This is a genomic window from Priestia sp. YIM B13486 (assembly GCF_042787865.1).
GTDB lineage: Bacteria > Bacillota > Bacilli > Bacillales > Bacillaceae_H > Priestia > Priestia megaterium.
Window position 1 is genome coordinate 552,309 of sequence record NZ_JBHZOZ010000003.1, and the last position, 26,761, is coordinate 579,069.

General features: G+C 38.0%; 25 protein-coding genes. 20 read left to right on the forward strand and 5 right to left on the reverse strand.

Going from position 1 to position 26,761, the window contains the following annotated elements; genetic code table 11:
• The first annotated feature begins 61 nt into the window (after positions 1–61).
• The 3 genes from ACFX4G_RS11250 (at position 62) to ACFX4G_RS11260 (ending at position 1,135) form a co-directional block, all read left to right on the forward strand.
• Positions 62–352 carry a hypothetical protein gene (locus ACFX4G_RS11250; protein WP_013057601.1) on the forward strand — a complete coding sequence of 97 codons (291 nt, stop codon included), beginning with the start codon at positions 62–64 and terminating at the stop codon, positions 350–352.
• 324 nt (positions 353–676) lie between these two features.
• The gene (locus ACFX4G_RS11255; protein WP_377574632.1) at positions 677–826 is read left to right on the forward strand and encodes a hypothetical protein; all 150 of its coding nucleotides are present in this window, start codon (positions 677–679) and stop codon (positions 824–826) included.
• Positions 827–889: 63 nt separating this feature from the next.
• Positions 890–1,135 (forward strand): hypothetical protein, encoded by a 246-nt coding sequence (locus ACFX4G_RS11260; RefSeq protein ID WP_377574635.1) that lies wholly within the window; start codon positions 890–892, stop codon positions 1,133–1,135.
• 41 nt (positions 1,136–1,176) lie between these two features.
• Here the strand turns inward: ACFX4G_RS11260 and ACFX4G_RS11265 are convergent, their stop codons facing one another.
• Positions 1,177–2,397, reverse strand: coding sequence for a DUF418 domain-containing protein (locus ACFX4G_RS11265; RefSeq protein WP_377574638.1), 1,221 nt, complete (start codon positions 2,395–2,397; stop codon positions 1,177–1,179).
• A gap of 165 nt (positions 2,398–2,562) precedes the next feature.
• On the opposite strand from ACFX4G_RS11265, the gene ACFX4G_RS11270 reads away from it, so the two are divergent.
• From ACFX4G_RS11270 to odhB, 6 genes are all read left to right on the forward strand, one after another.
• Complete coding sequence (locus tag ACFX4G_RS11270; RefSeq protein ID WP_025751263.1) at positions 2,563–3,459, forward strand: NAD-dependent epimerase/dehydratase family protein; 897 nt, start codon at positions 2,563–2,565, stop codon at positions 3,457–3,459.
• Between the two features lie 122 nt (positions 3,460–3,581).
• A complete protein-coding gene (locus ACFX4G_RS11275) occupies positions 3,582–4,028 on the forward strand; it encodes an OsmC family protein (protein WP_377574642.1) in 447 nt (148 codons plus the stop codon).
• A gap of 138 nt (positions 4,029–4,166) precedes the next feature.
• A complete protein-coding gene (locus ACFX4G_RS11280) occupies positions 4,167–5,711 on the forward strand; it encodes an MDR family MFS transporter (protein ID WP_043981557.1) in 1,545 nt (514 codons plus the stop codon).
• Between the two features lie 66 nt (positions 5,712–5,777).
• Entirely contained in the window at positions 5,778–6,365 is a 588-nt protein-coding gene (locus ACFX4G_RS11285; protein WP_013057595.1) for a PadR family transcriptional regulator, read from the forward strand.
• 363 nt (positions 6,366–6,728) lie between these two features.
• Entirely contained in the window at positions 6,729–9,590 is a 2,862-nt protein-coding gene (gene sucA / locus ACFX4G_RS11290; protein WP_043981558.1) for a 2-oxoglutarate dehydrogenase E1 component, read from the forward strand.
• A gap of 16 nt (positions 9,591–9,606) precedes the next feature.
• Entirely contained in the window at positions 9,607–10,902 is a 1,296-nt protein-coding gene (gene odhB / locus ACFX4G_RS11295; protein WP_014459542.1) for a 2-oxoglutarate dehydrogenase complex dihydrolipoyllysine-residue succinyltransferase, read from the forward strand.
• 41 nt (positions 10,903–10,943) lie between these two features.
• Here the strand turns inward: odhB and ACFX4G_RS11300 are convergent, their stop codons facing one another.
• Positions 10,944–11,552, reverse strand: coding sequence for a TetR/AcrR family transcriptional regulator (locus tag ACFX4G_RS11300; RefSeq protein ID WP_377574645.1), 609 nt, complete (start codon positions 11,550–11,552; stop codon positions 10,944–10,946).
• Between the two features lie 197 nt (positions 11,553–11,749).
• On the opposite strand from ACFX4G_RS11300, the gene ACFX4G_RS11305 reads away from it, so the two are divergent.
• The 7 genes from ACFX4G_RS11305 (at position 11,750) to ACFX4G_RS11335 (ending at position 19,568) form a co-directional block, all read left to right on the forward strand.
• Entirely contained in the window at positions 11,750–12,925 is a 1,176-nt protein-coding gene (locus tag ACFX4G_RS11305) for a YhgE/Pip domain-containing protein (protein ID WP_097825158.1), read from the forward strand.
• 35 nt (positions 12,926–12,960) lie between these two features.
• On the forward strand, positions 12,961–14,475 hold the full coding sequence (locus ACFX4G_RS11310; RefSeq protein ID WP_255255809.1) for an FAD-dependent monooxygenase: 1,515 nt from the start codon (positions 12,961–12,963) through the stop codon (positions 14,473–14,475).
• A 131-nt stretch (positions 14,476–14,606) separates the two neighbouring features.
• On the forward strand, positions 14,607–15,299 hold the full coding sequence (locus ACFX4G_RS11315) for a response regulator transcription factor (RefSeq protein WP_043981650.1): 693 nt from the start codon (positions 14,607–14,609) through the stop codon (positions 15,297–15,299).
• A complete protein-coding gene (locus ACFX4G_RS11320) occupies positions 15,296–16,765 on the forward strand; it encodes a sensor histidine kinase (RefSeq protein WP_318331202.1) in 1,470 nt (489 codons plus the stop codon). The genes ACFX4G_RS11315 and ACFX4G_RS11320 overlap by 4 nt, the downstream gene beginning before the upstream one ends.
• A gap of 25 nt (positions 16,766–16,790) precedes the next feature.
• On the forward strand, positions 16,791–17,858 hold the full coding sequence (locus tag ACFX4G_RS11325; RefSeq protein WP_377574650.1) for a TolB family protein: 1,068 nt from the start codon (positions 16,791–16,793) through the stop codon (positions 17,856–17,858).
• A gap of 161 nt (positions 17,859–18,019) precedes the next feature.
• Complete coding sequence (locus tag ACFX4G_RS11330) at positions 18,020–18,781, forward strand: M15 family metallopeptidase (RefSeq protein ID WP_377574653.1); 762 nt, start codon at positions 18,020–18,022, stop codon at positions 18,779–18,781.
• Positions 18,782–18,896: 115 nt separating this feature from the next.
• A complete protein-coding gene (locus ACFX4G_RS11335; RefSeq protein ID WP_047932399.1) occupies positions 18,897–19,568 on the forward strand; it encodes a DUF421 domain-containing protein in 672 nt (223 codons plus the stop codon).
• Positions 19,569–19,596: 28 nt separating this feature from the next.
• Here ACFX4G_RS11335 and ACFX4G_RS11340 read toward each other — a convergent pair whose 3' ends face one another.
• The 3 genes from ACFX4G_RS11340 to corA all read right to left on the reverse strand — a co-directional run bounded on the left by ACFX4G_RS11340 (position 19,597) and on the right by corA (position 23,098).
• On the reverse strand, positions 19,597–20,331 hold the full coding sequence (locus tag ACFX4G_RS11340) for a polysaccharide deacetylase family protein (RefSeq protein ID WP_318331205.1): 735 nt from the start codon (positions 20,329–20,331) through the stop codon (positions 19,597–19,599).
• A gap of 83 nt (positions 20,332–20,414) precedes the next feature.
• Complete coding sequence (locus tag ACFX4G_RS11345) at positions 20,415–21,692, reverse strand: polyamine aminopropyltransferase (RefSeq protein ID WP_377574657.1); 1,278 nt, start codon at positions 21,690–21,692, stop codon at positions 20,415–20,417.
• A 443-nt stretch (positions 21,693–22,135) separates the two neighbouring features.
• Positions 22,136–23,098, reverse strand: a complete 963-nt coding sequence (gene corA / locus ACFX4G_RS11350; protein ID WP_043981566.1) for a magnesium/cobalt transporter CorA — start codon at positions 23,096–23,098, stop codon at positions 22,136–22,138.
• 130 nt (positions 23,099–23,228) lie between these two features.
• Between corA and ACFX4G_RS11355 the strand changes: the two genes are divergently transcribed.
• From ACFX4G_RS11355 to ACFX4G_RS11370, 4 genes are all read left to right on the forward strand, one after another.
• Entirely contained in the window at positions 23,229–24,104 is an 876-nt protein-coding gene (locus ACFX4G_RS11355; protein WP_097825150.1) for an STAS domain-containing protein, read from the forward strand.
• A 220-nt stretch (positions 24,105–24,324) separates the two neighbouring features.
• Positions 24,325–25,395, forward strand: a complete 1,071-nt coding sequence (ssuD, locus tag ACFX4G_RS11360; protein WP_075420825.1) for an FMNH2-dependent alkanesulfonate monooxygenase — start codon at positions 24,325–24,327, stop codon at positions 25,393–25,395.
• A gap of 120 nt (positions 25,396–25,515) precedes the next feature.
• Positions 25,516–26,289 carry an alpha/beta hydrolase gene (locus ACFX4G_RS11365; protein ID WP_097825149.1) on the forward strand — a complete coding sequence of 258 codons (774 nt, stop codon included), beginning with the start codon at positions 25,516–25,518 and terminating at the stop codon, positions 26,287–26,289.
• 79 nt (positions 26,290–26,368) lie between these two features.
• The gene (locus ACFX4G_RS11370; protein ID WP_377574662.1) at positions 26,369–26,569 is read left to right on the forward strand and encodes a DUF6501 family protein; all 201 of its coding nucleotides are present in this window, start codon (positions 26,369–26,371) and stop codon (positions 26,567–26,569) included.
• Positions 26,570–26,761 lie beyond the last annotated feature (192 nt).

The window sequence follows — 26,761 nt, forward strand, 5'->3', positions numbered from 1 at the left end:
GAGAAACGTTTTTGCTGCGTTCTTACTTTTAACGATAGGAATAAAAAGGGGTTTAGCGAGAGTGATCAGCAACGATTTATTACAAGCTTTAAAAGACGGATATAAACAGAGAATTAAATGGGTACTTATAAGTCAAATGGCACTGTTCATCACCGTAGCAGTCATACTTGTATCAAATTTTGTCACTAAATTTTCGTTTAACCAATTAAGCTTTATTTTTGTTTTGGTTAGTATAAGTTCGCTGTTATCAGGGGTAGAGCACGTATTGTTAAAACGTGAGAAGTGGCAATGGATTTTTGATTTTATTTTAGCTGCTTTTTTTATTGGTTTATCTATTTTTTTACACCGTTAAAGCGCCTGGTTCAGCGCTTTTTTATTTTGAGCAGCTCCGCACGCAATTTTCGGGCCTTTCTAGTATAAACAAAACAAAAATAGGTATTTATGACGAAAATAGTCAGAAAATTTAGTAAAAAAGTCTTGTATCTTGTCTTTATTTCGATTATGATAAGTTTACATCCTTCGTATTCACTTCTTTGGATGTCAGTACCTCTATTTTTACACTACAGAAAAGAGGTGAAGTCATTTCTTCAGTTTTCCTGCTAGCCTGCATACTAACCCTTTTAGCTATTTTATTTAGTAGCAACTACCCTCAAAATTAAAGGAGAGATCCACGCTTATGTCAAAAGCCCCTGTAAAAAACGAAATTGAACTTCAACTATCTGAAACGCACTTTTTTCAACTGCTTGATTTGATTTATTTAGGTAACTGGATGGTCACAGCATGTTCTGGAGTAAAGATGAGCATGCACAAGAATATACGGATGTAGAAAAACAAATGTTTTCTCATGCAGAGCCTTTCCTTGAAAAAGGACCTTTTCACACGCTAAACAGTGAGGTTATGGTTTACAGAAGAACATGAAGATTCTCTTCAAGATATTATTGGAGAATACGATAACGAAGTGTTTTGGGAAGCGCTAGCCTATCGCATGGCTAAACGAGATGTGATAGAACAAATAGGACCCATTAAAGAAATAAAAAATGAAGTTTTTATGCAAATTTTTCATCGAGAAATGGAGTATATACGAGAGTTTGAGACAAATGGAATTAAACGAATAACCATACCTCCTTTGCAGTAAAGGAGACAAATCGGCTTTCAAATTTGAAGGCCGATTTGCTGTTAAGCTGAAGCTTTTCTATTCCGTCTGAGAGGCGGGAAAGATCGGTATGTAAAGCTCCGCCATAACCATTCACACGGACCGTAATAGAAATAATAAAGCCACCACTTATTAAAAAAAAGCTGGAGTGTATATATAATAAGACAAATAATCGTGCTTTCTGTTAAGGTAAGAGTTCCGTATAAACCAAAGGCTCTAACCATCCACAGGCAAATTAAAGTTTGGCTAAGGTAAGTTGTTAATGCCATTGTTCCACTATACTTAAAAAGACCCAGCATCGAAGCGTAAGGAGAAAATTGCAGGAATAACAGTAAGGTGGTAAGATAAAAAAAACATAGAAAAATGCCGCTTAAACTTGTAAAAAGGTGAATGGCCGCCTGCTGATAGAGTCCATATTTTAAAATTTCTAGTTTTAAGATAGCGAGAATGATAGTTAAAGTAAAACCTGCCGCACCTGTTATTAACTGAATTTTCTTAAAAAAAGAACGATTTTGTTCGATACTATGTACTAATTCTTTTTTAGCAGTATATAAGCCAAATAAAAACATAGAAAATACGGGAAAGATAGAAAACGGTAGATTTAATAGCATAGGTACCACTTCAACATTCAAACGATAAAACAGCCAAGATAAATAGTCTGCTTGCCTGTAGGTAGATAAATATTGGACTAAGGCATGTTCATGTAAAATCTTATACTCCAACTGAGCCTCCTGCAAGACGTGGGCTGGAATAAAAAACTGCATGCAAGCCAAAAGATAAAAAAAGCATAGCAGGCCTATTGCCGACAGCAAAATCGTCTTGGTTTTTTGATTATAAAAAAACAACAATAAAAAACCGCCAATAGCATACACATGCAAAATGTCTCCATACCAGAAAAAGACAAGATGAAAAAGCCCGATTAATAGCAAAGAAGCCATTCTTCTTGACCATAAAGCAGCGGCAAAGTAATGCTTTTCTTCAGCTCTACGCAAAAAGATTCCGCATCCAAGTCCAAATAAAAAAGAAAAAATCGTAAAAAACTTTCCTTGAACAAACAGCAGCAGGAATAAATCAATATAAGCATCGATTCCTTTATATTCATAAGGAATATCGTACATTTGAAAAATAAATATCGGATAAGCAAAAGCAGGGATATTTACTAAGAAAATGCCTAGCAAAGCAATACCCCGAATAATATCAAGAACAACAAGGCGTTCGTTAAGGGGAAGTGGAGAAGGATTCATCACTGTCGCTCCTTTTTGTTAGATATGTACATCTTAACACGACAGTGGCAAAAAAATAGGTGGGAATATAAAAAAATAAGCGGAAAGATTCATAGCTTTATGAACAAAAAAGTTGGATAATAATGGTATGGTTATCCATATCAAATACGAAAGGTGGAGAAAAAGATGAAAACAGCACTTGTGTTAGGTGGAACTCGTTTTTTCGGAAAAAATTTAGTCCAGACATTGCTCTCTAAAGGAGTTAAGGTTACGTTAGCAACGCGAGGTAAAACCCCAGATGATTTCGGCGACCGAGTTGAACGGATTTTTCTTGATCGTGTAGAAAAAGATTCTGTAATCGAAACAACACGAGGAAGAAAATGGGATGTTATCTTCGATCAAATATGCTATTCTTCACACGGCGCAGCTGTGGCTGTTGAAGCTTTTCGTCATAGTACGAGTCATTATGTACTCACCTCGACTCTTTCAGTATACGGTTCTTTAGAAAAAACGTGTTATGAAGAAGATTTTGATCCATACAAGTATCCTATTTCATATACACGCCGTGAAAATATTTCCTACCAAGAAGGAAAACGCCAAGCTGAAGCGGTATTTTTTCAAAAAGCACCGTTTTCGGTAACGGCTGTCCGTTTTCCAATTGTAATGGGAAAAGATGATTATACGGATCGCTTACGTTTTCACGTAGAAAAAATTATGCATGAAGAAGAAATTGGTGTACCGGCTATTGAAGCAGAAATGAACTTTATTTCACAGGAAGAAGCCGGTGAATTTTTAGTCTGGTGTGCAGAGCAGAAGCTAAAAGGGCCGATTAACGCTTGTTCAAATGGTACTATTTCACTCAAAAATTTATTTTCATATATTGAACAAGCAGCGAATAAAACAGCAAAAACAACCTCTCGTTTAACAGATGAAAATAGTTCTCCTTACGGAGTAGATCATTCTTGGACGATGAGTAATGAAAAGGCTAGCTTTTGGGGATATTCATTTACAAACCTGCAGGACTGGCTGCCTTCATTAATCAAAGCTTTCGTTGAAAGCGAAAAGAAAGTACCTTTAAGTTAAGAAAAAACAAAGACTGCACCGTTTAGCAGTCTTTTTGCTGTGACAAGCAGAACATTTTTATTTTATACATAAAAAGGGTACGCTAGGTACACATCATTATATAGAAGGAAGAAGGATAAACTATGGCAAAACATCACTTTCATTTGCAAGCAAATTGGCCAGGAGGCCGAAATGAAGTAGGTACAATTGAATCAGGACAATTAAAAACAAAAATTTCCATTCCACCAGAAATGGACGGGCCAGGAGTGGGAACAAATCCAGATGAAATGCTGCTAGGGGCAGCAGCCACGTGCTACATCATCACGCTTGCAGCGATGTTCGAAAGAAGCGGAATCCGTCAGGAGGCTTTAACGATGGAATCAGAAGCTATTGTGGACGTAACGAATGGTGTATTCACATATGAAAAAATTATTCACAAACCTCACGTTATCATCACACCTGAACTTACGGCTCAAGAAGAAAAAATCAGTCGACTTATAAAAAAAGCAGAAACATCCTGTATGATTTCAAGAGCCATTCAAGGAAATGTTGAGATTGAATTAGAGCCTCAGCTCACAGTAAAAGCGTAATGAGTTCATTACGCTTTTCTTATGTTTATTTCTAAAAAAAGCACATTTAAGATTGTAAAATACTCAAATTTGAATATAATAATTTAAGTAGCTATCATTTCTGTTCATCAAAAAGATGACGTGAAAGGAGGAACTGAAATGGTTTCATCAGAAAAAAATATTCGTTTTATCGTAGCAGGATTGCTGCTCGGTATTTTTATGTCAGCCATGGATAATACCATCGTAGCGACGGCTATGGGGAAAATCATTTCTGATCTAGGTGGGTTAGATAAGTTTGTTTGGGTTACGTCCGCCTATATGGTTGCCGTGATGGCAGGTATGCCGATATTTGGTAAACTGTCTGATATGTACGGCCGTAAACGGTTTTTTATTTTTGGATTGACGGTATTTTTACTTGGATCTGCATTGTGTGGCCTAGCGCAAAGCATTGTGCAGCTAAGTATTTACCGGGCGATTCAAGGAATTGGAGGAGGAGCGCTTCTTCCGATTGCTTTTACTATTGTATTTGATATTTTCCCTCCTGAAAAACGCGGGAAAATGACGGGATTATTAGGTGCCGTTTTTGGCTCAGCAAGCGTATTTGGTCCGCTTCTTGGTGCATACATTACGGAATACATCAGCTGGCACTGGGTGTTTTATGTGAACGTGCCGATTGGACTTTTATCGTTATTTTTTATTGTGCGCTTTTATAAAGAATCAAAAAGTCATAAAAAACAAAAAATTGACTGGGCTGGTGCAGCCACTCTTGTAATTTCAGTAGTTAGTTTAATGTTTGCTCTTGAACTTGGAGGGAAAGAGTACGATTGGTCTTCTCCGCAAATTTTATCTCTTTTTGCTATCTTTGCTGTGGCGCTATCACTCTTCTTTTTTGTGGAAAAACGCGCGCAAGAGCCGATTATTTCATTTTGGATGTTCAAGCGCCGTTTATTTGCAACATCACAAATTCTCGCTTTCTTATACGGAGCAACGTTTATTATTTTAACGGTATTTATTCCTATTTTCGTTCAAGCTGTTTATGGAGGTTCTGCTACAAATGCAGGTTTAATTTTAACTCCTATGATGTTAGGCTCGGTAGCAGGAAGTGCTATCGGCGGGATTTTTCTCACAAAAACAAGCTTTCGAAACTTAATGATTATGTCCGTTTTTTCATTTGCAGTAGGAATGTTTTTATTAGGAACAATGGAACCTGATACACCTCGTTGGATGCTAACGGTATTCATGATTTTGACTGGGTTTGGCGTAGGATTTAGCTTTTCTCTTTTACCAACTTCGTCAACGCATAAGCTGGATCCACAGTTTAGAGGTTCTGCCAACTCAACGAACTCATTTGCACGTTCTTTAGGAATGACGCTGGGAGTTACGATTTTTGGAACGATTCAAAGCAATACATTTACAAATGAGCTGCAGCGCAATTTTCAAGGTATGGGAAATGGATCACAAGGAGCATTTTCTCAAATAGGAGATCCGAGTGCAGTTTTTCAATCAAGTGCAAGAAACAGCATTCCGCCTCAAATATTAGATAAGATTGTTGATGCTATGTCTACATCGATCACGTATGCATTTATGCTTGCTCTTATTCCAATTGCAGTAGCTATCATTACTGTCTTTTTAATGGGAAATGAACGAGTAGAAGTTCCCCCTAAAAAGCGGGTAGAAGCTAAGGAACCTGCAGCTCAAAAATAGAAAAAGCACGAAGATGTTCGTGCTTTTTCTACTAAATAAGATGCATGTCAAGAGGTGAAAGGTGTTATGAGTGTTAAATTAGTCATATTGGGTTTATTAATGGAAGGAAACAAGCACCCTTATGAAATTCAGCAAACCATTAATGAAAGACAAATGAAGCACTATATTAAACTGGCAAGCGGCTCTTTATATTATGCTTTTGATACGCTTGAAAAAAATCAGCTGGTGAAAGTAGTCGATGTGATTCGAGAGACGAACAGACCTGAAAAGACCGTTTATTCTATTACGGATGCAGGAAGAGAAGAATTTGAGCGCCTTTATTTTGAACAGCTATTAAAAAAAGAGCATATGCATAGACCAGTTTATGCTGCGCTTTCATTTACTTCTTACGTCGATCAAGAAAAAGTGGCTTCTGCTTTAGAAAAAAAGATTGAGGAAACGGCAGCTTATTTAGAAAAAATGCAAAATTTGTACCAAGTTAAAAAGGTGGATCATTCCATTGCAAATCTGTCGATCATTATGCGCACGATTATGCATTTGAAAGTAGAACTAACTTGGTTCACTCATTTACTCGAAGCGGCGAAAAGCAACAAGCTTACAGAAGTAGATGATGGTTATTTTGAAGACGTTGAAAAAATCGTAGATGAGTTTTAAAAAAGAAGCAAAACGCTGCTTCTTTTTTTTAATAGTCATAAAACATATTTCAAGCAATTTAATTTTGCCAAAAGCTAGGTCAATAACAATTAATTAACACCTGATTCGACCTTTAATCAGCTTTACTTATAAAACGCTTTCAAAAAGTAGTAAGACTATTAAAAAAGTAAAAAAAATTAAAGAAATATAGCGATTTCATTTTGATTGACGAGTAAAAGAGTGGTAAAATATAAGCAGATATCAGATACACACGCAGTGAGGTTTATCACTCGTTGTAAAGATGTCAGACGATAAGGTAATCGACATTCAAAATGGAAAGATTGTTGAGTACGACAATTATTATAACTCGTTGGGGGTTTTATCATGGGTAACGAAACGTCGAATAGAGGGGAGCCTTGGCAAGGATTTTTGGGTCCGAACTATGGCTATGTATTAGAACAGTATGAGTTATATGAAGAGCAGTCAGATCTAGTAGATCCAGAGTTAAAAGAATTATTTGATTATTGGGGTGCTCCTCCATTAAACGAAAGCGAGCAGGTTCAGCAAGCTGAATACGCACAGGCTGCACCTTCAGCTAACACATCTAAAATTGCATCGGCTATTAAGCTAGCGGAAAACATCCGTGCTTATGGTCATCTATACGCATCAATTAAACCTCTTGAAAGCGAGAAGAAAGATCCTGTCTTGCTTCACTTGGAAGATTACAATTTAACGCAAGAAGATTTGAAATCAATTCCGGTTGATATTTTATGTACGAATGCGCCATCACACGTCAAAAATGGTTTAGACGCAATTAACTATTTAACAGATGTCTACACAAAAACCATTGCGTTTGAATTCCATCACGTACATAACATGGAAGAGAATAAGTGGCTGACTGATATGGTCGAGTCAGGTGCTATTTTCCAACCTCTTTCAAATGAGAAAAGAACTTCTGTATTAAAGCGTTTAACAGAAGTAGAAGGCTTTGAACAATTTTTGCACCGTACATTTGTCGGACAAAAACGCTTTTCTATTGAAGGCGTAGATATGTTAATTCCACTTGTAGATGAACTGATTGCACGCTCAGTGGAAACAAGCCCAAAAACGGTTAATATCGGGATGGCTCACCGTGGACGCTTAAATGTATTAGCACACGTATTAGGCAAGCCGTATGAAATGATTTTTGCAGAATTCCAGCATGCACCTAACAAGGAATTAGTTCCTTCAGAAGGTTCAATCGGTATCAACTACGGCTGGACGGGAGACGTAAAATATCACCTGGGTGCCGACAAACAAATTAAAGCAGAGAACACAGTTCGAGCTCGTTTGACATTGGCTAGCAACCCTAGTCACTTGGAGTTTGTTAATCCGGTTGTGGAAGGGTTTACAAGAGCAGCTCAAGATGAGCGTGATGTGAATGGATACCCAAAACAAGATGTAAAAAAATCGTTCGCGATTTTAATTCACGGAGATGCTGCGTTCCCTGGTGAAGGTATAGTACAAGAAACGCTGAACTTAAATCAATTGACTGGTTATCAAACAGGTGGAACAATCCACATTATTGCTAACAACATGATTGGATTTACAACAGAAAGCGTCGATTCTCGTTCAACGAAATATGCAAGTGACTTAGCAAAAGGATTTGAAATTCCAATTGTTCACGTAAATGCGGATGATCCGGAAGCCTGTCTAGCTGCTGCTTACTTTGCTTATGAGTATCGCAGACGTTTTAACAAAGATTTCTTGATTGATTTAATTGGATACCGTCGATTTGGCCACAATGAAATGGATGAACCGTCTGTAACGCAGCCGAAGATGTATGAAATTGTGACAAAACGTCCAACGGTTCGTGCTATGTATGCAAAGCAGCTTGAAGAACAAAACGTAATTCAAAGCGGCCAAGCAGATCAAATTAATGAAGAATTACAAGCGAAGTTAAAAGCAGCTTATGAGAAAGTACCGCCAAAAGCTGAAAAGCAACATAGAATTATGGAAATGCCACAAGCAGTCTTCAAAGGAATTTCAGATATTGATACATCGGTTACAAAAGAAGAGCTGTTTGAAGTGAATCAAGAGCTGGTGAAATACCCTGAAGGATTTAACGTATTTCCAAAACTTGATCGCATCTTATCTAAACGTGCCAAAGCGTTTGAAGAAAATGAAAGCGTAGATTGGTCATTGGGTGAGGCATTTGCATTTGCTACGATTTTAAGAGACGGCACGCCAATTCGTATTACAGGCCAGGATTCTGAACGTGGTACGTTTGCACATAGACATCTTGTTCTTCATGATCATAAGACAGGGGATGTTTACTCACCACTACACGCAATGAAGAACGTAAGCGCTTCCTTTGATATTCGTAACAGTCCATTATCAGAAGGATCCGTTCTTGGATTTGAATACGGCTATAATGTATTTGCTCCGGAAACGCTTGTTCTTTGGGAAGCACAGTTCGGTGATTTTGCCAATGCAGGTCAAGTTATTATTGACCAGTTTATTGCAGCAGGCCGTGCTAAGTGGGGACAAAAATCTGGAATGGTCTTATTGCTGCCACACGGCCATGAAGGTCAAGGACCGGAACACTCAAGCGCTCGTCTAGAACGTTATTTACAGCTAGCTGGTGAAAACAACTGGACAATCGCAAACGTAACAAGCGCTGCACAATACTTCCACTTACTTCGACGACAAGCTGCCATTTTACAGCGCGAAGAAGTAAGACCGCTAGTAGTTATGACACCAAAAAGTTTGCTTCGTAATGCTTTTAGTGTGTCAAACCTTGAAGAGTTTACAAAAGGCTCTTTCCGCTTAGTAGTAGAACAGCCTGGATTAGGCAAAAAAGAAGATACAGTTGAACGAATCGTTCTGTGCAGCGGAAAAATCAGCAGTGAATTAACGGAACGCCTAAACAAAGCAGAAGATGATAAAGATTGGCTACACGTCCTTCGTCTAGAACAAATTTATCCGTTCCCAAGACGCGTAATTGCTGAAATCTTTGCTCGCTATAAAAATTTAAAAGAGATTGTCTGGTTACAAGAAGAGCCGGAAAACATGGGCGCATGGAACTATGTAGAAGATCGACTGCGTGAAGTAGCACCAGAAGGAGCTACGGTTGACTACATCGGACGCACAAGACGCTCAAGTCCAGCTGAAGGAGATCCAACAGTTCACAGACAAGAACAAGAACGTATTTTACAAGATGCATTAACTAAAAATGAAATTGCTAACGACGTTGTTACACGATAAGGAAGGGGAATGAACCATGGGAGAGATTAAAGTACCGGAATTAGCAGAATCAATTTCTGAAGGAACAGTTGCACAATGGCTAAAACAAGTAGGAGATTTCGTTGAAAAAGGCGATTATATCGTTGAACTTGAAACAGATAAAGTTAACGTTGAAATTACTGCTGAAGACTCTGGTGTACTAACGGAACTTCTTGCTGGCGAAGGCGACACAGTGCAAGTTGGTGAAACAATTGCACGTCTTGAAGCGAAAGAAGGAGCTTCAGCACCAGCAGCACCAAAAGCTGAAGAAAAACCAGCAGAGGAAGCACCAAAGCAAGAAGCGGCTCCAGCTCAGCAAAAAACTGTTGAAGAAGTAGCGCCAGCAGCTGAAGCGCCTCAGCAAGGAAATCAAAAACAATGGCTAATTGCTTCTCCTGCAGCTCGCAAAGCAGCAAGAGAACGCGGGATTAAGCTAGATCAAGTGCCAACTACTGATCCTCTTGGCCGTGTGCGCAAACATGATATTGATTCGTATGCAGACCAAAAATCAAATGAGCAAAAGCAGCAGGCACAAGCAAGTAAGCCAGCTAACCCGGTATCTCCGTCTCCAGCGGCAAGTGAAAATAGCGATAAACCTGTTGAACGCGAACGTATGTCACGTCGTCGTCAAACAATTGCCAAACGTCTCGTTGAAGTTCAGCAAACAGCGGCTATGCTAACAACGTTTAACGAAGTAGACATGACTGCTGTTATGGCTCTTCGCAAACGACGCAAAGACAAATTCTTTGAACAGCACGACGTAAGACTTGGCTTTATGTCATTCTTTACAAAAGCAGTAGTAGCAGCACTTAAAAAGTATCCATTATTAAATGCTGAAATTCAAGGAAACGAGTTATTAATTAAAAAATTCTATGATATCGGTATTGCTGTGTCAGCTCCAGACGGTCTTGTTGTTCCAGTTGTACGTGATGCTGACCGCAAAACATTCGCTGGTATCGAAGGATCTATCGTTGATTTAGCGAAAAAAGCGCGCGACAACAAATTAGCATTAAAAGATTTACAAGGTGGAACGTTCACAATTACAAACGGCGGCGTATTCGGTTCATTAATGTCTACACCAATTTTAAATGGACCTCAAGTTGGTATTTTAGGAATGCATAAAGTTCAGCTTCGTCCGGTAGCAATTGATGAAGAGCGTATCGAAAATCGTCCGATGATGTACATTGCACTTTCTTACGATCACCGTATCGTTGACGGCAAAGAAGCCGTAAGCTTCCTAGCTACTGTTAAAGAACTATTAGAAGATCCAGAATCTTTATTACTAGAAGGTTAATAAAAAGAACCTGCTATTTTCTTAGAGAATAGCAGGTTCTTTTATGTTCGTTTAATGCCTGCAACATAAGCAGGACCCAAAAAAGTCATGCTAGCGAGTGTCAGGGCCATTTCTCGCGGTGACTGCTTCATACCTTGTTCTAACCAGTGCTGAATAACTCCAAGATGCGCTGACGTTACGTAAGACATTAAATGTTCAAGTGGAACAAGCGGAGGCGTTTTATTATCCATAAGTTCTAATTTTTCGAGCATATTGGTTTTCATAACTTCTTTAATTTTAAGATGAAAGCCAGGATTTCCTTTTGGACCAAGCATAACCTGCATAAAAGGTGCATTTTCTTGAATATATTCAAAAAGTGTAATAATAAACGGCAAAGGCTGTTCTTTTAAATTAGCAGACACAATCTCATTGGGATTTGCTTTTTTGATAAATTCTTTTATCTCTTGAATAACTTCATTTTCGCTTTTTTCAAGCAAATCGTATTTATCTTGGTAGTGTAAATAAAAAGTTCCGCGATTAATATCCGCTTTTTTCGTCAAATCCCTGACCGTTACACCTTCAAACCCTTTCTCTTCCATTAATTCTGTCAAAGCATCTCGGATAAATCTTTTCGTTCGAATAATTCTGCGATCTGTTTTTGAATTCCCCACAGCTTTTAAACACCTACTTTTTTCTTTAATAATGAACAGTTATATGCTTTGTGTTAAGTAATCGACATTCCCGCTATTATTGCATATTGAGAATACAGGTAAATTTATTATAATTTACATAGTGATCACTAATCAACATCATGTACATTATCTTTTCGTTAACGTGTATATCCTTAAAATAAAAAGGAGAGATCTACATGAAATTAGGTAATCAAAAGCTTATATATTTTTCACCAATTATAGTAGTAGCTGTTATTTTTATCTTTATTCTAACCTTAATTCCTTCGGCAAGCTCAGCACCTAAGAATTTGCCAATCGCATTCGTAAATGCTGACGAAGGAATGACAGTTCCAGCAAAGGGTAATGTAAATATAGGAAATCAAATCGAACAAAATACGAAAGGGGCAAGTACCGAACAGTCTTCGGTTAAATGGATCTTTGTCTCAAATACTAAAGAAGTTGAAAAAGGGTTAAATAATCAACAATACTACGGGGCGCTTATCATTCCAAAAGATTTCACAAAAAAACAGTCGACTCTTCAGACGGCTAAGCCTGATGCACCTGCTATTAAATTATTAGTGAATCAAGGAATGAATACAGCTGCTTCAATCCTAGCAAGTCAGGTGCTAAACGGGGCAGTTGATAAGATGAATGAAAATATGCGCTTGCAGCTAGTGAAAAGATTTGAACAAAACGGAACGCAACTAAGTGCAAACCAAGCATTAGCACTCGCTGCACCGATTCAAAAGACAGTGATAAACGTAAACGAAACAGGGACTCATAGTGTCAACGGAAATGCCCCCGTTTCATTATTTCAGCCGCTGTGGATGGCAAGTATAGCCGGTGCTGCAATGGTCTTCCTCAGCCTTCAAAAAATCACGTTTTCTTCTCGTAAAGAGAAAATCGTTAACCAAGTAGGATTCGTAATCATCGGGGTTATACTTGCTTTAGCTGCTGGTTTTGGGCTTGTGTGGCTAGCTGAAGTAGTTGGAATAAGCGTTCCTTCATTTTTGGATACAGCACTATTCTTAGCTATTGCTTACTTCAGTTTTTTCACCTTGATATCAGCCGTACTTTCATGGCTAGGACTAAAGGGACTCCCGATTTTCGTTATTGTTCTATTTTTTGGCGCACCTTTGCTTTCAATGGCCCCAGAAATTATGCCTGATTTTTATAGAGAGTGGATTTATCCATGGCTGCCGATGAGATTTATGGTAGATGGCGTAAGAGAACTATTTTTCTTTGGAGAACATCTGACATGGAATCCTTCTGTATCTGCTCTAGCTCTTATCTCTTTAATAAGTTTGTGTGCTCTGTTTGCTTCTGCTTTACCTGCATCTTCTGTAAAAAAAGAGGAGTCTCGCTCAATATAAAAGATACTGTAACTGAATGAAAAGGAGAGATGATGATGAATCCACAAATCCTAATCGTTGGTGCCGGCCCTACTGGCCTCGTTATGGCCTATAATTTAGCCAGACATAACATTCCTTTTCGAATTATTGATAGAAGCGACGGACCTGGGCAAGCCTCCCGGGCAATGGCTATTTTACCGCGAACACTTGAATTTTATCAGCAGTTCGGTTTTGCAGATGAAGTCATAGACAGCGGGATTAAGATGGAAGATGTATACGTCCGAGTGAAGAATAAAATAAAAGCAAAAGTTCATTTAGGATCTTTAGGAGAAGGATTAAGTCCTTTTCCTTTTGTTCTTACATTTCCACAGGACGACCACGAGCGGTTTCTGCTTGAAAAATTAAAAAATTTTGGGATCGAAGTAGAATGGAAGACGGAGTTACTATCTCTAGCTGAACACGGAGAAGAGGTAAAAACTTTATTAAAAGCACAACAAGAGGAAACCGCTTATTTTAAGTATATTTGTGGATGTGACGGAGCACACAGTACCGTTCGCAAGCAAATGAAGATAGAGTTTAAAGGAGAAAAATATAAACAGCATTTTTATGTGATGGATGTTCACGGCTCTGGTGAAGTGATGAAGGATCAAAAAATCAGTATTTCATTTAGCAATGAAGAATTTTTGATTTGTATGCCCGTTAGAAGTAAAGGAACGTATCGAATGATCGGCATTATTCCTTCAACTTTTGGGGGGCAAAACGATGTAAAAGCTGAAAACATTTACGCTTTTATTCAACGAACATTTGGTGCTCAGGTTGAGGGTATAAATTGGTTCTCGACATATCATATCCATCACAGAGTAGCAAGTCGTTTCCGACAGGGGCGTATTTTTCTAAGTGGAGATGCAGCCCATATTCATAGTCCTGCAGGGGGACAAGGAATGAACACAGGAATTGGAGATGCAGTCAACCTTTCATGGAAATTAGCAGCTGTCCTTCAACACAAAGCGGCACTTTCCATATTAGATACATACGAAGAAGAAAGGTTGCCTTTTGCAGAGCTGCTTGTAAATACAACTGATCGCGCTTTTAAGCGAATGGTGGCACGAGATAAAACGAGTCAATTTTTTAGGAAGCATATCTTTCCGCCTGTACTATCCTTTTTATTTCGTTTCCCTTATCCCCGTCACAAAGCATTTACGATTTTATCTCAAATCCGCATTAAGTATCGAAATAGTGACTTAAGCAGCGGGCAAGGGACAAATGTGCAAAGTGGTGATCGATTACCTTATGTAGAAGGGAATTTTGAATCTTTACAGTCTTTAAACTGGCAAATACATGTCTATGGAACAGCAGCAGAGAAGCTAAAAAAGAGCATGCAAGAAAAAGACTTCTCCTTGCACGAGTTTTCTTGGAACCCTTACTTGAAGAAAGCAGGGCTTCAAAAAGATGCTCTGTACGTTATTAGACCGGACGGATACATTGGTTTTATTAGCAGCGAGCAGCGTATAGATCTGCTTCATCAATATTTGAATACGCATAAAATCCTTCCTTTTACAAATGAATATTAGATCTAAAAAAACGCCATCTTATATGGTGTTTTTATTTTTGTTTACAATTTCGAAACAACTTGGAGATGTTTTTGGGAAAGCTGTTTGATAAGATAGACGAATAGAAATATCAAATGAAAGTACGTGATACATTGAATAAAAAGATTTTAGTAGTTGATGATGAAAAAAGTATTGCTACAGCGGTATCCTATGCTTTCAAGCGCGAAGGATATATTGTAGACACCGCATCTGACGGTGAAGAAGCACTTGAAAAAGTAAAAAGCTTTCAACCTGACGTGATGATATTGGATGTGATGATGCCGAAATTAACCGGCTATGAAGTATGCCGAAAACTTGAGAATCGAAGAGGAATGGGGATTATCTTGTTAACGGTTAAAAATGATATCGTCGATAAAGTTCTAGGCTTAGAGTTAGGCGCAGATGATTATATGACCAAGCCTTTTGACGTAAGAGAACTTGTAGCTAGAGCTAAAGCACTTGTTCGGCGAATGGAAAAAAATGAAGCTCCTGAAGCTGTGGGAGAAATCACGGTGGGAAAAGTGAAGGTGAACTTAATTCAGCGCACGTTACATGTTGCCAATGAGTTAGTTAAGCTTACACCAAAGGAGTTTGATCTTATTGCTTTATTACTTGCCAATTTAGAGAGAGTGTACACACGAGAAGATTTACTAGATCTTGTCTGGGGAATGGATTATGCAGGCGGTACACGTACGGTAGACATTCACATGCAGCGCCTTCGAAAAAAAGTAGGAGAAGCAGAACCTTATTTGCTTCAAACGGTATATGGGGTTGGGTATAAAGCGACAGCAGGGATCAATGAATGAAAATCAGCCTAAAAGCTAAGATGGGACTCGTTCTTGCTTTTTTAATTATTTTAACAGTAACCGTACTGAGCGTACTTGTGTTAAAAGGAATTGAGACAAATCAGCGTGATCAGCTAGAAAGTGAACTTATTCAAAAAAGCAAAGCAGCGGAGCAGACGATTCATCAAAGTTATTTAACCGGTGACCCGTCTCTGAATACAGATTCTTTTCTTCAGCAAAAAGGACAGCGCCTTGCATCTTCGATTGCATCACAAAGCGGAATGCAAACAGTCCTATATAATCAAAAAGGACAGGAAGCAGGAAGCTCTATTCCCATCGGCCAAAAAGATGTGGATGTTTCTGATACGCTTAGCTATGCTTTGAAAGAAAAAATAGCCTATCAAATCTCGGGTTCTTCCCTTATTTACTTCGCACCTGTGTCAATCGATAATCAATTTATTGGAGCCATCCGTTTTGACCATTCCCTAAAAAATAATCAGCAGTTTATAGCTGATATTAGGCACTTATTTCGTATGGGAGGAACGATTGCAGCAGCAGCAGCTTTTTTAATTGGCTACGCTTATTTTTATCGCATTGCTTCGCTCATCGCTACCCTTCAAAAAACTTCACAGCAGATTCGAAAAGGCCATTATTTGACTGATGTGCCGTTTAAACGACGCGATGAACTTGGAGAGCTTAGTCAAGGCTTGTTTTTTATGAGTACGTCGATTGAAAAAAATATCGATCAAATGAATGAAGAAAAAAGAAAGCTTGAATTTGCTATTTCGAAACTGCAGTCTCTTGAACAGCAGCAAAAGCAGTTTATCGGTAACATCAGCCACGAATTTAAGACGCCTTTAACATCGATCAAAGCTTATGTTGACTTACTTGATATGTATCGAGATGATCCTCAGCTTATGGAAGACGGCGTGCAGAATATTCGTAAAGAAACGAATCGCCTTCATGAAATGGTAGATAAAATCTTAAAGCTTTCAGCGCTTGAAAAATATGATTTCGAGCAGCGACCAGAGCAAGTTGAATTGAAGCGGCTTCTAGAAGACATATGCGATCGTATGAAAGGAAAAGCAGCTAAATTTGATTTGACTCTTCATACAAATATCAAAGAAGCAGTTGTTTGGGCTGATCGTGAAAGCTTAATACACATTTTTATCAATTTAATTGACAATGCTATTAAATATAATGAACCAGGCGGAAAAGTGGAAGTAACGTCTTACACTTTAGAGAATTCTATTATTGTGGATGTAGCTAACACCGGAATAGGGATTCCACCCGAAGCAGAAGAGAAATTATTTCAACCATTTTTCACCGTAAATAAAGATCGGTCGCGTTTATCCGGAGGTACAGGCCTTGGCTTAGCATTAGCCAAAGATTTAACTGAAAAACAAAAAGGCGTTATCAAGCTGCACCATTCTGACTCTAAATGGACGATTTTCAAAGTGTCGTTTCCTTTGAAAACAGAGAAATGAGTTAGCTAAAAGGAGTGAACCGTTATTGAAACGGTATAGATTAATGATATGTATAGCAAGCACTTTTCTTATTTTAACATCATGCGGACAAAAAGAAAGCCATAGAGAAACCGTTGAAAAACCCGACAAGAAAATTACTGTATTGGACCAAGTAGATAAAAATGGAAAAATAGAAGTGAAAGATGTTCAGGATATTAACGGCGTAAGGGCGTTTCAATTTTTAAACGAAAACACAATGATCGTTAGTAAAGAAAATAAACAATTTCGTTCGCACGATTTCGGTCCCAAAGAGGTATATGCACAGAATTTAGCTACTTATAATCTAAAAAACAAGTCTACTTTTGTGTTGCATCCAAGCAATGAAATTCAACATGCGGCCAAGCTTTCTCCAAATGGTGAATATCTTTTTTATAAAGTAGCAAAAGGCGAAGATACATTTGGTTATATAATGAACCTTCAAACAAAAAAAACGGTTAAAATAAAGAATGTTCTTCTCTATCCATCAAGCGGAGAGTGGCTTAATAATTCAGAAGTAATGTTTATTACAATGGAAGGAAAGCTTTCTAAAGCAAATATAAAAGGAGAAGCAGAACCTCTGTTGCACAGAGACGATCGAATCTTAGATGCAGTTAAAGGAATAGGTGGTATTTATTATATTGGTGTAAACAACCAGCTTTTTTTTCTTCATAACGAACAGACGGACCCTGAAAAAATCCGAGATAATGTGATTTCGATTATCCCGTCTCCAAACGGAAAACAATTAGCGCTCGTTCAGCAAAAAGATGCCCAAACGAGAACGCTGTCTATCACAGATTTAAAAGGATCAGAGGCCTTTCAGCTTGCTCTGTCCACTCAAATTTTTGGCGTAAGCTGGTCTCCCGACGGTTCGAAATTAGCCTATAACTTTATTTCTGAAAAAGAGGGAGATAAAGGGATATTCATAGCAGATGGATTAACTGGAGATGTTACACACTTAAACGTAAATTTAGACTATGCCGCTGATCAGCTTGCTTGGAGTCAATCAGGAAATAAACTAGTTGCATCGAGCTTTACGCAAAATCAAGTTCATACGTATATTATCTTTTTGAAATAGACTGCTTAGGCAGTCTATTTCTATTTTTTCACACCTTGAATTTTTTTAAGAGTGTTTACAAGTTTGAAACAACTGAATAACAGACAGAAACATTTATATTTTATCCTTTCTGTATAGGCTTTTGTAGCGCATCAAAAGCCGTTTGAAAGGAGTAAGACATCATGAAATACTTTTTATTTATTTGTTCTTTAGCTTTTACGCTGATGATAGCAGGGTGCGGAACAAGCAATTCTTCATTAAAGCCTGCCAGAGAATTCACAAAAAATGGACAGGCTCAAAAACTAGAAAGCTCATCAGCTTTTCCAACTTTAACGAAACCTAATGTAGACGAAACAGTGGTAATAGCCAATCCAGGATCGATTACGGCTTTAGTTAATAAAAAGCATCAGCTTCCTGAATCCTATCAGCCTTCCGATTTAGTCTATGCCGACGTTCCGTTTATCTTCAACGAAAAAATAGAAAAACGAATGCTTAGAAAGCCTGCAGCACAAGCGCTTGAAGAACTTTTCGGAGATGCTGAAAAAGAGGGAATCAGCTTACTTGGTGTATCCGGTTATCGATCTCACGAGCGTCAAAAAGAGCTTTTTGCATTTTACGCAAAGCGAGACGGAGAAGAACAAGCACGCACCTATAGCGCCTACCCTGGAACAAGTGAACACGAAACGGGACTAGCAATCGATGTCACGGGAGGAAGTGGAATGTGTGCTGCCGCAGACTGCTTCGGTGCTACATCAGAGGCTCATTGGCTTTCAAAAAATGCGTATCACTACGGATTCATTATTCGATACCCTGAAGGTGAAGAACAGGTTACCGGCTATAAATACGAACCATGGCACCTTAGGTATGTAGGGAAAAAAGCAGCCGCATCCATTTTTAATCAATATGCAACGTTAGAAACCTATGCAAGTAAGAAAAAAGCTTAATCAAAAGTTCTATAACTGGAGAAAGGAGGAAAGAAAAATAAAAAGTCAGGTTTATCACTCTCACATATGATACAAACTGATACTATAACATGCTTGCTATAGAGGAAGGGTATCGATGTATAAAGATATTGCGATTGAACTGATATGTGGATTTTTAGCGCTATTTATTATGCTGAAGCTTTTAGGTAAGACGCAGTTTGCTCAAATCACTCCGTTTGACTTTATTACCACGCTCGTCCTGGGAAATATTGTGGGGGACGCAGCTCTTGAAAAAGGAGTAGAGCTAACTGAAATTCTTTATAGTGTTTTGATTTGGGGGCTTCTGATCTACGCAGTGACAAAGCTATCTCAAACCTTTACAGGATTTAGAGGGATTCTTGAAGGAAAGCCTTCAATGATTATTTATAAAGGGAAAATCCTTTATAAAGAGCTTAAGAAAAACAACTTGGACTTGAATCAGCTTCAGCATCTAATGAGACAGCAAGGGTATTTTTCACTGTATGAAGCAGAATACGTCATTTTAGAAACAAATGGAGAGGTGAGCGTCGCTCCTAAACATGAATTCGGCCCTCCGACGAAAAATGATTTAAACATCCCTTATTCTCAAACCAATTTACCGATTGCTTTAATCATGGATGGAAAAGTAGTGCCTGATAATTTGAAAGAAGCAAACGTAGACGAAAAATGGTTAAAAAAACAGCTTGCAATCAAGAAAATTAAAAAATACAGCGAAGTTTTTTATGCTGAATGGCAGCAAGAGCGAGGACTAGAGATAACAAAATTCTAAAAACCCTTTCCTTAAAAGGAAAGGGTTTTTAGCTTTCTTTTAATAGCTTAGCAAAATCTTCAACCGTTGTAGAATACGTGACATACAGACGGGGAATAAGATAGTTTTCATTCTTTTGTCCGCTTTCAGTGAAAAATTTTGGAATTGTTGAAAGACCAAATGTATAATTCTTTTTTGTTTCTTCCACTACACGGCTATTGACCTTTCCGTAAGGGTAAGCAAGAGCAATAACGGGCTGGCTCGTAATGGCTTCAATTTTCCGTTTTGAATTACCTAGCTCATAGGATAAATTTTTCGTCTTAGTTAAATCCGGATGAGTAGCAGTATGAGACTGAATAGAAAAAAATCCTGAATCAACAAATTTTTTTAAATCCGCTGGCGACAAACGGTTGGGACGGCCGATAAAATCTGAAATCACAAAAATTGTAGCCGCTGGATGAAATTGAGTGCTGGCTGCTCTTTGAAAAATGGGCAAGATAGTAAGATTATTTTTATATCCATCGTCAAATGTAATAAATATAGGTTTTTTCACACGCGTTAGTTCCTGCCATTTTTCAAATGTTAGCGGCGTATATCCTTGCTTTTTAAGATAAAGAAGTTGTTTCTCAAAATTTTCAGGCGTCACATACAGTTCTTTTTCCCCGTGGCCTGTGTAGGTATCAATAGAATGGTAAATCAATACAGGCACTTTCACTTGGCTAAAAGCGGGGGAAGGGAAAATAACAGTTAGCACTAAGATAACAAAAACCGAAATTTTTCTCATAACAATCCTTTCTGTTGCACAGTGGTGACGAGACTGTTTTAGTATGTCAAAAGAAAAGGAATGTATAAGCCAAGCTTTCTTTTTTACAAATATAAGCCTTCTTTTTTAAATATTTTATGCAGAACCAAGTGCTCAGCAGAGTTCACAACTGCAAACTGTTTTTTGGAAAGAGAATGGGGAGAAAAACGCATTAACTTAGTAAAGTCTGCCGGCAGCGTAGTAGATGAAACATCAGTAGAGAGTATAGGGGCAGACAAAGGTGTTTTCGAGCCGATGTGAAACCCCCAATCTCCAAAAGAAGGAATAATGGTGTGGTAGCTCAACGTATAAAACTGAGAAGCTTTCATCGTCTTATTAATGCTCCAAAAAACGATAGGTGTGTCTCTAGGAGAATTTGACTGACATACGACCAAGCCGCTGCGCGATAGTGAACGGTGGAGAAGTGCGTAAAATTCTTTTGTATAAAGAGCACTTATTTTTTCGTTAGTAGGATCAGGAAAGTCAATAATGATGATGTCATAACACGCTGAATTCAAAGAGAGGTAGTCAACAGCATCTTGAATATGAACGGTGACACGAGAATCTTCAAATGAGCGTTGATTTAACTTCTTTAATTCTTCTACATTCATCGCAGCATTTACAACGTCAGCATCTATTTCCACAAGGTCTATTTCTTTAACTTCTTTATATTTAAGGACTTCTCGTAAAGCTAAACCATCTCCACCGCCTAGAATAAGAATGCGGTGAGGACGTAAGGAAGCTGCAAAGATAGGGTGTACAAGAGCTTCATGGTACGCATGTTCATCCAATGAACTAAATTGCAGCTGTTCATCCAAATACATTCGAATATCCGATGCTTTAATCAGCTGAATATCTTGAATACGGTTTTTTTGATGAAACAAAATGTCATGCTGGCCTGATAAGAGTTGCTTTAGACTAATGTGATCTGAGTCATCTCCACGATTGAGAAGACGAGTGTTTTCAGCATGCTGACGATTTTTTGTTGGAGTTTCGGCGTATTGAATTCCGCGAGAAATCGAATACACAACAGCTTTTTTTGAAGCTAATTGCTTCAGCAACGCATAACCGATTTCAATTATTTTTTTGTCTCCGCACGTATAAAAATCTAATGAAGCGTAGTTTTCCTCCGGCCACGTATGAATAGACAAGTGAGAGGTAGCTAATACGAGAATGCCTGTAATGCCTTGGGGCATAAACTGGTGAAAATAACAGTGCAAAACTTCCATCTCTGCATCTAGTGCAGCTTCAACAAGAATTCTCCTTAAGAGTGAAGGGTCGTTTAATATCACTTCATCGCATTCGAACGCATCCATTAGCAAGTGTTTGCCTTTAATATCCACTACTTCAGCCTCCTTTTTGAGCATTATTTTCACTATCTTATGAAACTTTTTCAAAAAAGGAAACGTAAGCATGTTATTTTATGAATATTTTCGGAAAATAACAAGTTATCTTCCCATAGAAAAGAAACTGGGACAGACGTATTTTCTATGGGAAGATCCGAACAATCAATCCAGATTCTTAACGGAGAATTCAACTCGTTCAGATTTTTTCATTGTGATGGTGAACGTAGATTTACCGTATGTAATAGCTGTTAATTGTAAGGCAAGGCAAAGCCTCCTGCGGGAAAAGCGGAACAGGTGAGACCCCGCAGGAGGCTAAGCGAAGAGGAGGCTCATTGGCCGCCCACGGAAAGCGAAGTCTTGTGCGGAAATTGACAGCACTAGCTTACTTATCCAATTTGTTCGTCTTTGCATTGGATTGATTTCGTTATGTCTCAATCTTTCTACTCTTTATCAGTATTAAACCAGCCTTTTCGCTTGAACCATAAAATTAACCCCAGCGTTATCAGTCCCATGAAGCCAAGCACAAAGAAATAGCCATAGTGCCACTTTAGCTCAGGCATATTTTCAAAATTCATTCCGTATACGCCAACGATAAAGGTAAGGGGGATAAAGATAGATGAAATAACAGTCAGTGTCATCATGATTGAATTCATCCGGTTTGAATTAAGAGAAAGATAATTATCGCGCATATCAGACGTCATTTCCCGATTTGATTCAATCATATCGGCTAATTTTAATAAGTGGTCATAGACATCTTTAAAATACCTTTTTTGTTCAGGGTGAACATCTAGGCGTTCAGAATTTATAACACGGTACAACAAATCGCGCATAGGCAGAATAGTTCTTCTGATTTTTAGCAAATCACTTCGAAGTTTGAATACATCTTCCATTAAAACAGAAATGGATTTTTTTGCATCTATGTTTTCTATATCATTCAGCTCATCTTCAATCTGATATACAGTGGGGAAATATTCATCTACCACTTTATCCATCACAGAATAAGCAAGATAGCTTATTCCTTTTTCTTGAATCAAAGGTGTATGAAGCAACTTTTCCCATACTTTATCAATTGCAGCTGACGGGTGAAAATGAAAAGTAACCATATAATTTTCGCCGATAAAAAGGTCAACTTCTTCAGCTTCTAACGTTTGACGATTTAACGAATGAAGGACAAAAAAACTGTATCCTTCATAATAATCGAGTTTTGGGCGCTGCAGAAAATGAAAGCAATCTTCAATCGCTAACGGATGAAAGTGAAAGGATGATTGAAGCAGCAGCGCTTCTTCTTCAGAAGGGCAGTTAAAGTCAATCCAATAGTACTGAATAGAGGGATCGTGAATCTGATCTAATTGTATATGTTTCACAAGTTTGTCATCGTTCGTAAGAGCTAACGTTCGTATCATTTGAAAACTCCTTTGTGTTTTTATAGCTATTTTCAATGTAGCATAAAATCATAAACTACACGTATTTAAAAGAATAATTTTCTTTCTTCTCTTTTCATAAAACTAGTAAGGGTGAAAAAGTTGAATTATAATGATAGTAGTAGCTGGTATGGAAAGGGGAATCGTTTTGAATAAAAATGAAGCACTTCGAATGTTTTTTTTAAAACATGCAGATCAACTTACGGAAGAATGGTATGAAAGCATTGAAGACAATGACCCAGAATCGGTTTATGCATCTACTCATCCGGAAGTCATTTCAGTATTAAAAGATCAAAATAATGAATTCCATTTATACATAGCCGATGTATTTATAAAAAGTGAAAAAGAATTTTTTGATTCATTTGAAACGTGGATTTTAAAGATTGCGGAAGACGGAGAGCATGTAAGAACGCCTATTCATTATATTATTCGAGAATTTTTCCGAGTTAGAAAACAGTATTTAACGTATTTAAATCAATTTGTAGAAGAGTACGAGCAAGATATTACGCAAGAAGAACTAGACGAATGGAACGAACTGATTGTACGCGTATTTGATATCACCGTTTATAAATTTGTAGAAGAGCACCATCAGCATTCAAAGCGGTTGCTTGAAGCACACAAAGAGCTGATCAATGAGCTGAGCTCGCCAGTTATTCCATTAAGCGATCATATTGCGATTCTTCCGCTTGTTGGGGATATCGACACAGCAAGAGCGCGCCGAATTTTAGAAAATACGTTAACTCGCTGCGCTGAACAGCAAGTGAATCACCTTTATATTGACATTTCAGGAGTAGTTATTGTTGATACGATGGTTGCTCATCAGATTTTCCAGCTGATTGATGCATTAAAATTAATAGGTGTAGAATCAACTATCTCTGGGGTACGTCCTGAAATCGCGATTACCGCTTCTCATTTAGGTTTATCGTTTGAAAATATATCAACAAAATCAACCCTTGCTAACGCGATGGCTTCACGTATGAGGAAATAAAGAAAACAAGAATTACTTTTAATTCTTGTTTTTTTTATTCCAATTCATACTTGACATATAGGTTAAAGAGGTATTATGATTTTACTAATTTAATAAATAAAAAGAGTCGTATTACATACGCTAATATAAAAATGCATCTCTATAATTAGCGGACAAGAATTAAACAAACAATATGAAAACGTTTTATATAGAATACGAGAATATTTAGGAGGAAATAGAAATGAACATCTTATGGTTTTTCCCTACAGCAGGCGACGGACATTATCTAGGCACAACCGAAGGAAGCAGAACAAGCGACATTCACTACTTAAAGCAAATCGCACATGGACTGGATTATCTAGGATATGACGGCGCTTTGTTGCCTACTGGTTCAAATTGTGAAGATTCATGGGTGATTGCATCGGCACTTGCTTCCGTTACGAATCGGCTGAAGTTTTTAATTGCACTTCGCCCGGGTGTAATGTCTCCAACACTTTCAGCACGGATGGCTTCGACATTTGATCAAATGTCAAACGGCCGACTTATGTTAAATATTGTGACGGGAGGAGATCCCGTGGAGCAAGCAACATACGGCAACTATTTAAGCCACGATAAACGCTATGAGTTAACAGATGAATTTTTAACGATTTGGCGAGATGTAATGGAAGGAAAAAAAGTGGATTATAAAGGAGAGCATGTTGATGTAACAGGTGCGTATATTCCATCGCCTCCTGTCCAAAAACCGTATCCTCCGCTGTACTTTGGCGGGTCTTCTCCAGCAGGAAAAGAAGTAGGAGCAAAGCATGCAGATGTATATTTGTTATGGGGAGAACCGCCTGCGGTGATTAAAACAAAAATTGATGAGATGAAAGAAAAAGCTGCAAACGAAGGCAGGGACATTCGCTTTGGTATTCGCCTGCACGTTATTGTAAGAGAATCGGAAGACGAAGCGTGGGAATCTGCAGATAAATTAATTAAACATGTTAATGATGATACGATCAAAGCGTTTCAAGATAAGTTTGCCTCATTTGACTCCACTGCCCAAAAAACACAGTCAAGTTTGCACAGTGGCACAAAAGATAGAGGTGCACTGGAGATTGCTCCGAATCTATGGGCGGGAATTGGCTTAGCACGAGAAGGTGCTGGAACTGCTCTTGTTGGCAGTCCTGAAATTGTAGCGGATCGGTTAAAAGAGTACAAAGAGCTAGGAATTGATACGTTTATTTTATCAGGCTACCCGCATCTAGAAGAAGCATATACGTTTGCTGAGCTAGTATTTCCACATATTCAAAAAGAACGAAGCAAGAGATAATTCTTGCTTCGTTTTTTTAAATCGCAAAAAAATAAATACCCCAGTTGACTTATAGGAATTATAGGTGTACTATAAAGATAGTTCATTTAGTCAGAAAATTTGTGGTAAAGGGTGAAGAAAATGGAACGTTATGACGTAATTCAAGGCGCAGAATCTTTTTATTATAAAGGCAACGACATTGGTATACTTGTTTCTCATGGATTTATGGGGACTCCTCAAAGTATGGAATATATCGGAAAAGAATTAGCTAAAAAAGGTTTTACTGTGTACGGTTTGCGACTAACGGGACATGGTACTCACTACTATGATATTGAACAAACAACGTATCAGGAATGGAAGCAAGACTTTTTAACTGGGTATCAGCGTTTGAAGCAAGAATGCCGTCATGTATTTATTTTGGGTCAGTCCATGGGAGGCACTCTTACCTTTCATACAGCAAGCCAAGGATTAGACCTTGACGGAGTTATTGCAATTAATCCGGCTATGACGTCCATTCCTTCAATGGAGCCTTATCGCTCTCGTCATACGCCTCGTTATTTAAAAGAAGAGCATCCTGATATTAAAGATCCAAACGTACATGAAATTACGTACGATAAAGTGCCCGTGCGCTCTATGCGTGAGCTGCTTTCTTTAATGGATGAAACAAAAGAACGCTTATCTTATGTAACGTGCCCGGCTTTAGTACTAACATCAACAGTTGATAACGTAGTACCGCCTGAGAATTCAGCTTATATCTTAAACCATATTCAATCAGCAGAAAAAAGGCAGCACATGCTTCGAAACTCTTACCATGTTGCGTCGATGGATTTTGATAAAGACACAATTGTTGCACAAACGGCACAGTTTGTACAAGCAACAGTTGCCAAAAAAAAAGTGCATGAGCGAATTTTTTAATTTTTAAATTCGCTCCGTTTCTTTTTTACTTCAAGTAAGATAAAATGAATCTTGAATGAAAACAAAGGAGTGTACATACATGATTCATTTAGAATGGAACGATCGTCCAACCATTAAACAAGTAAAATGCATACATACAGATGCAAAAAAATTCGTGGTTGAAAATATCTTAACAGCAGGAAAAACATATGATGTGAAAAATGAAACAGAAGAGTTTTATTTTGTTGTTGATAACACTGGCCAAGTCGGCGGCTTTTATAAAGAATACTTTGAAGGCTAAACAAAAAATCATCGTCTCGGCGATGATTTTTTTATTGCAATAATTACTTGGAGCTTTTCTTAATGAAAACGAATGAACATACTTTTAAAGAGAAATTCCATATATCTAATCATTTCGAAAAAAAGCTTTATGATAAAAATAGGATGTAAGACCTAAAATCTTCCGTTTCTTGTTCTGATTAAAAGGGTAACT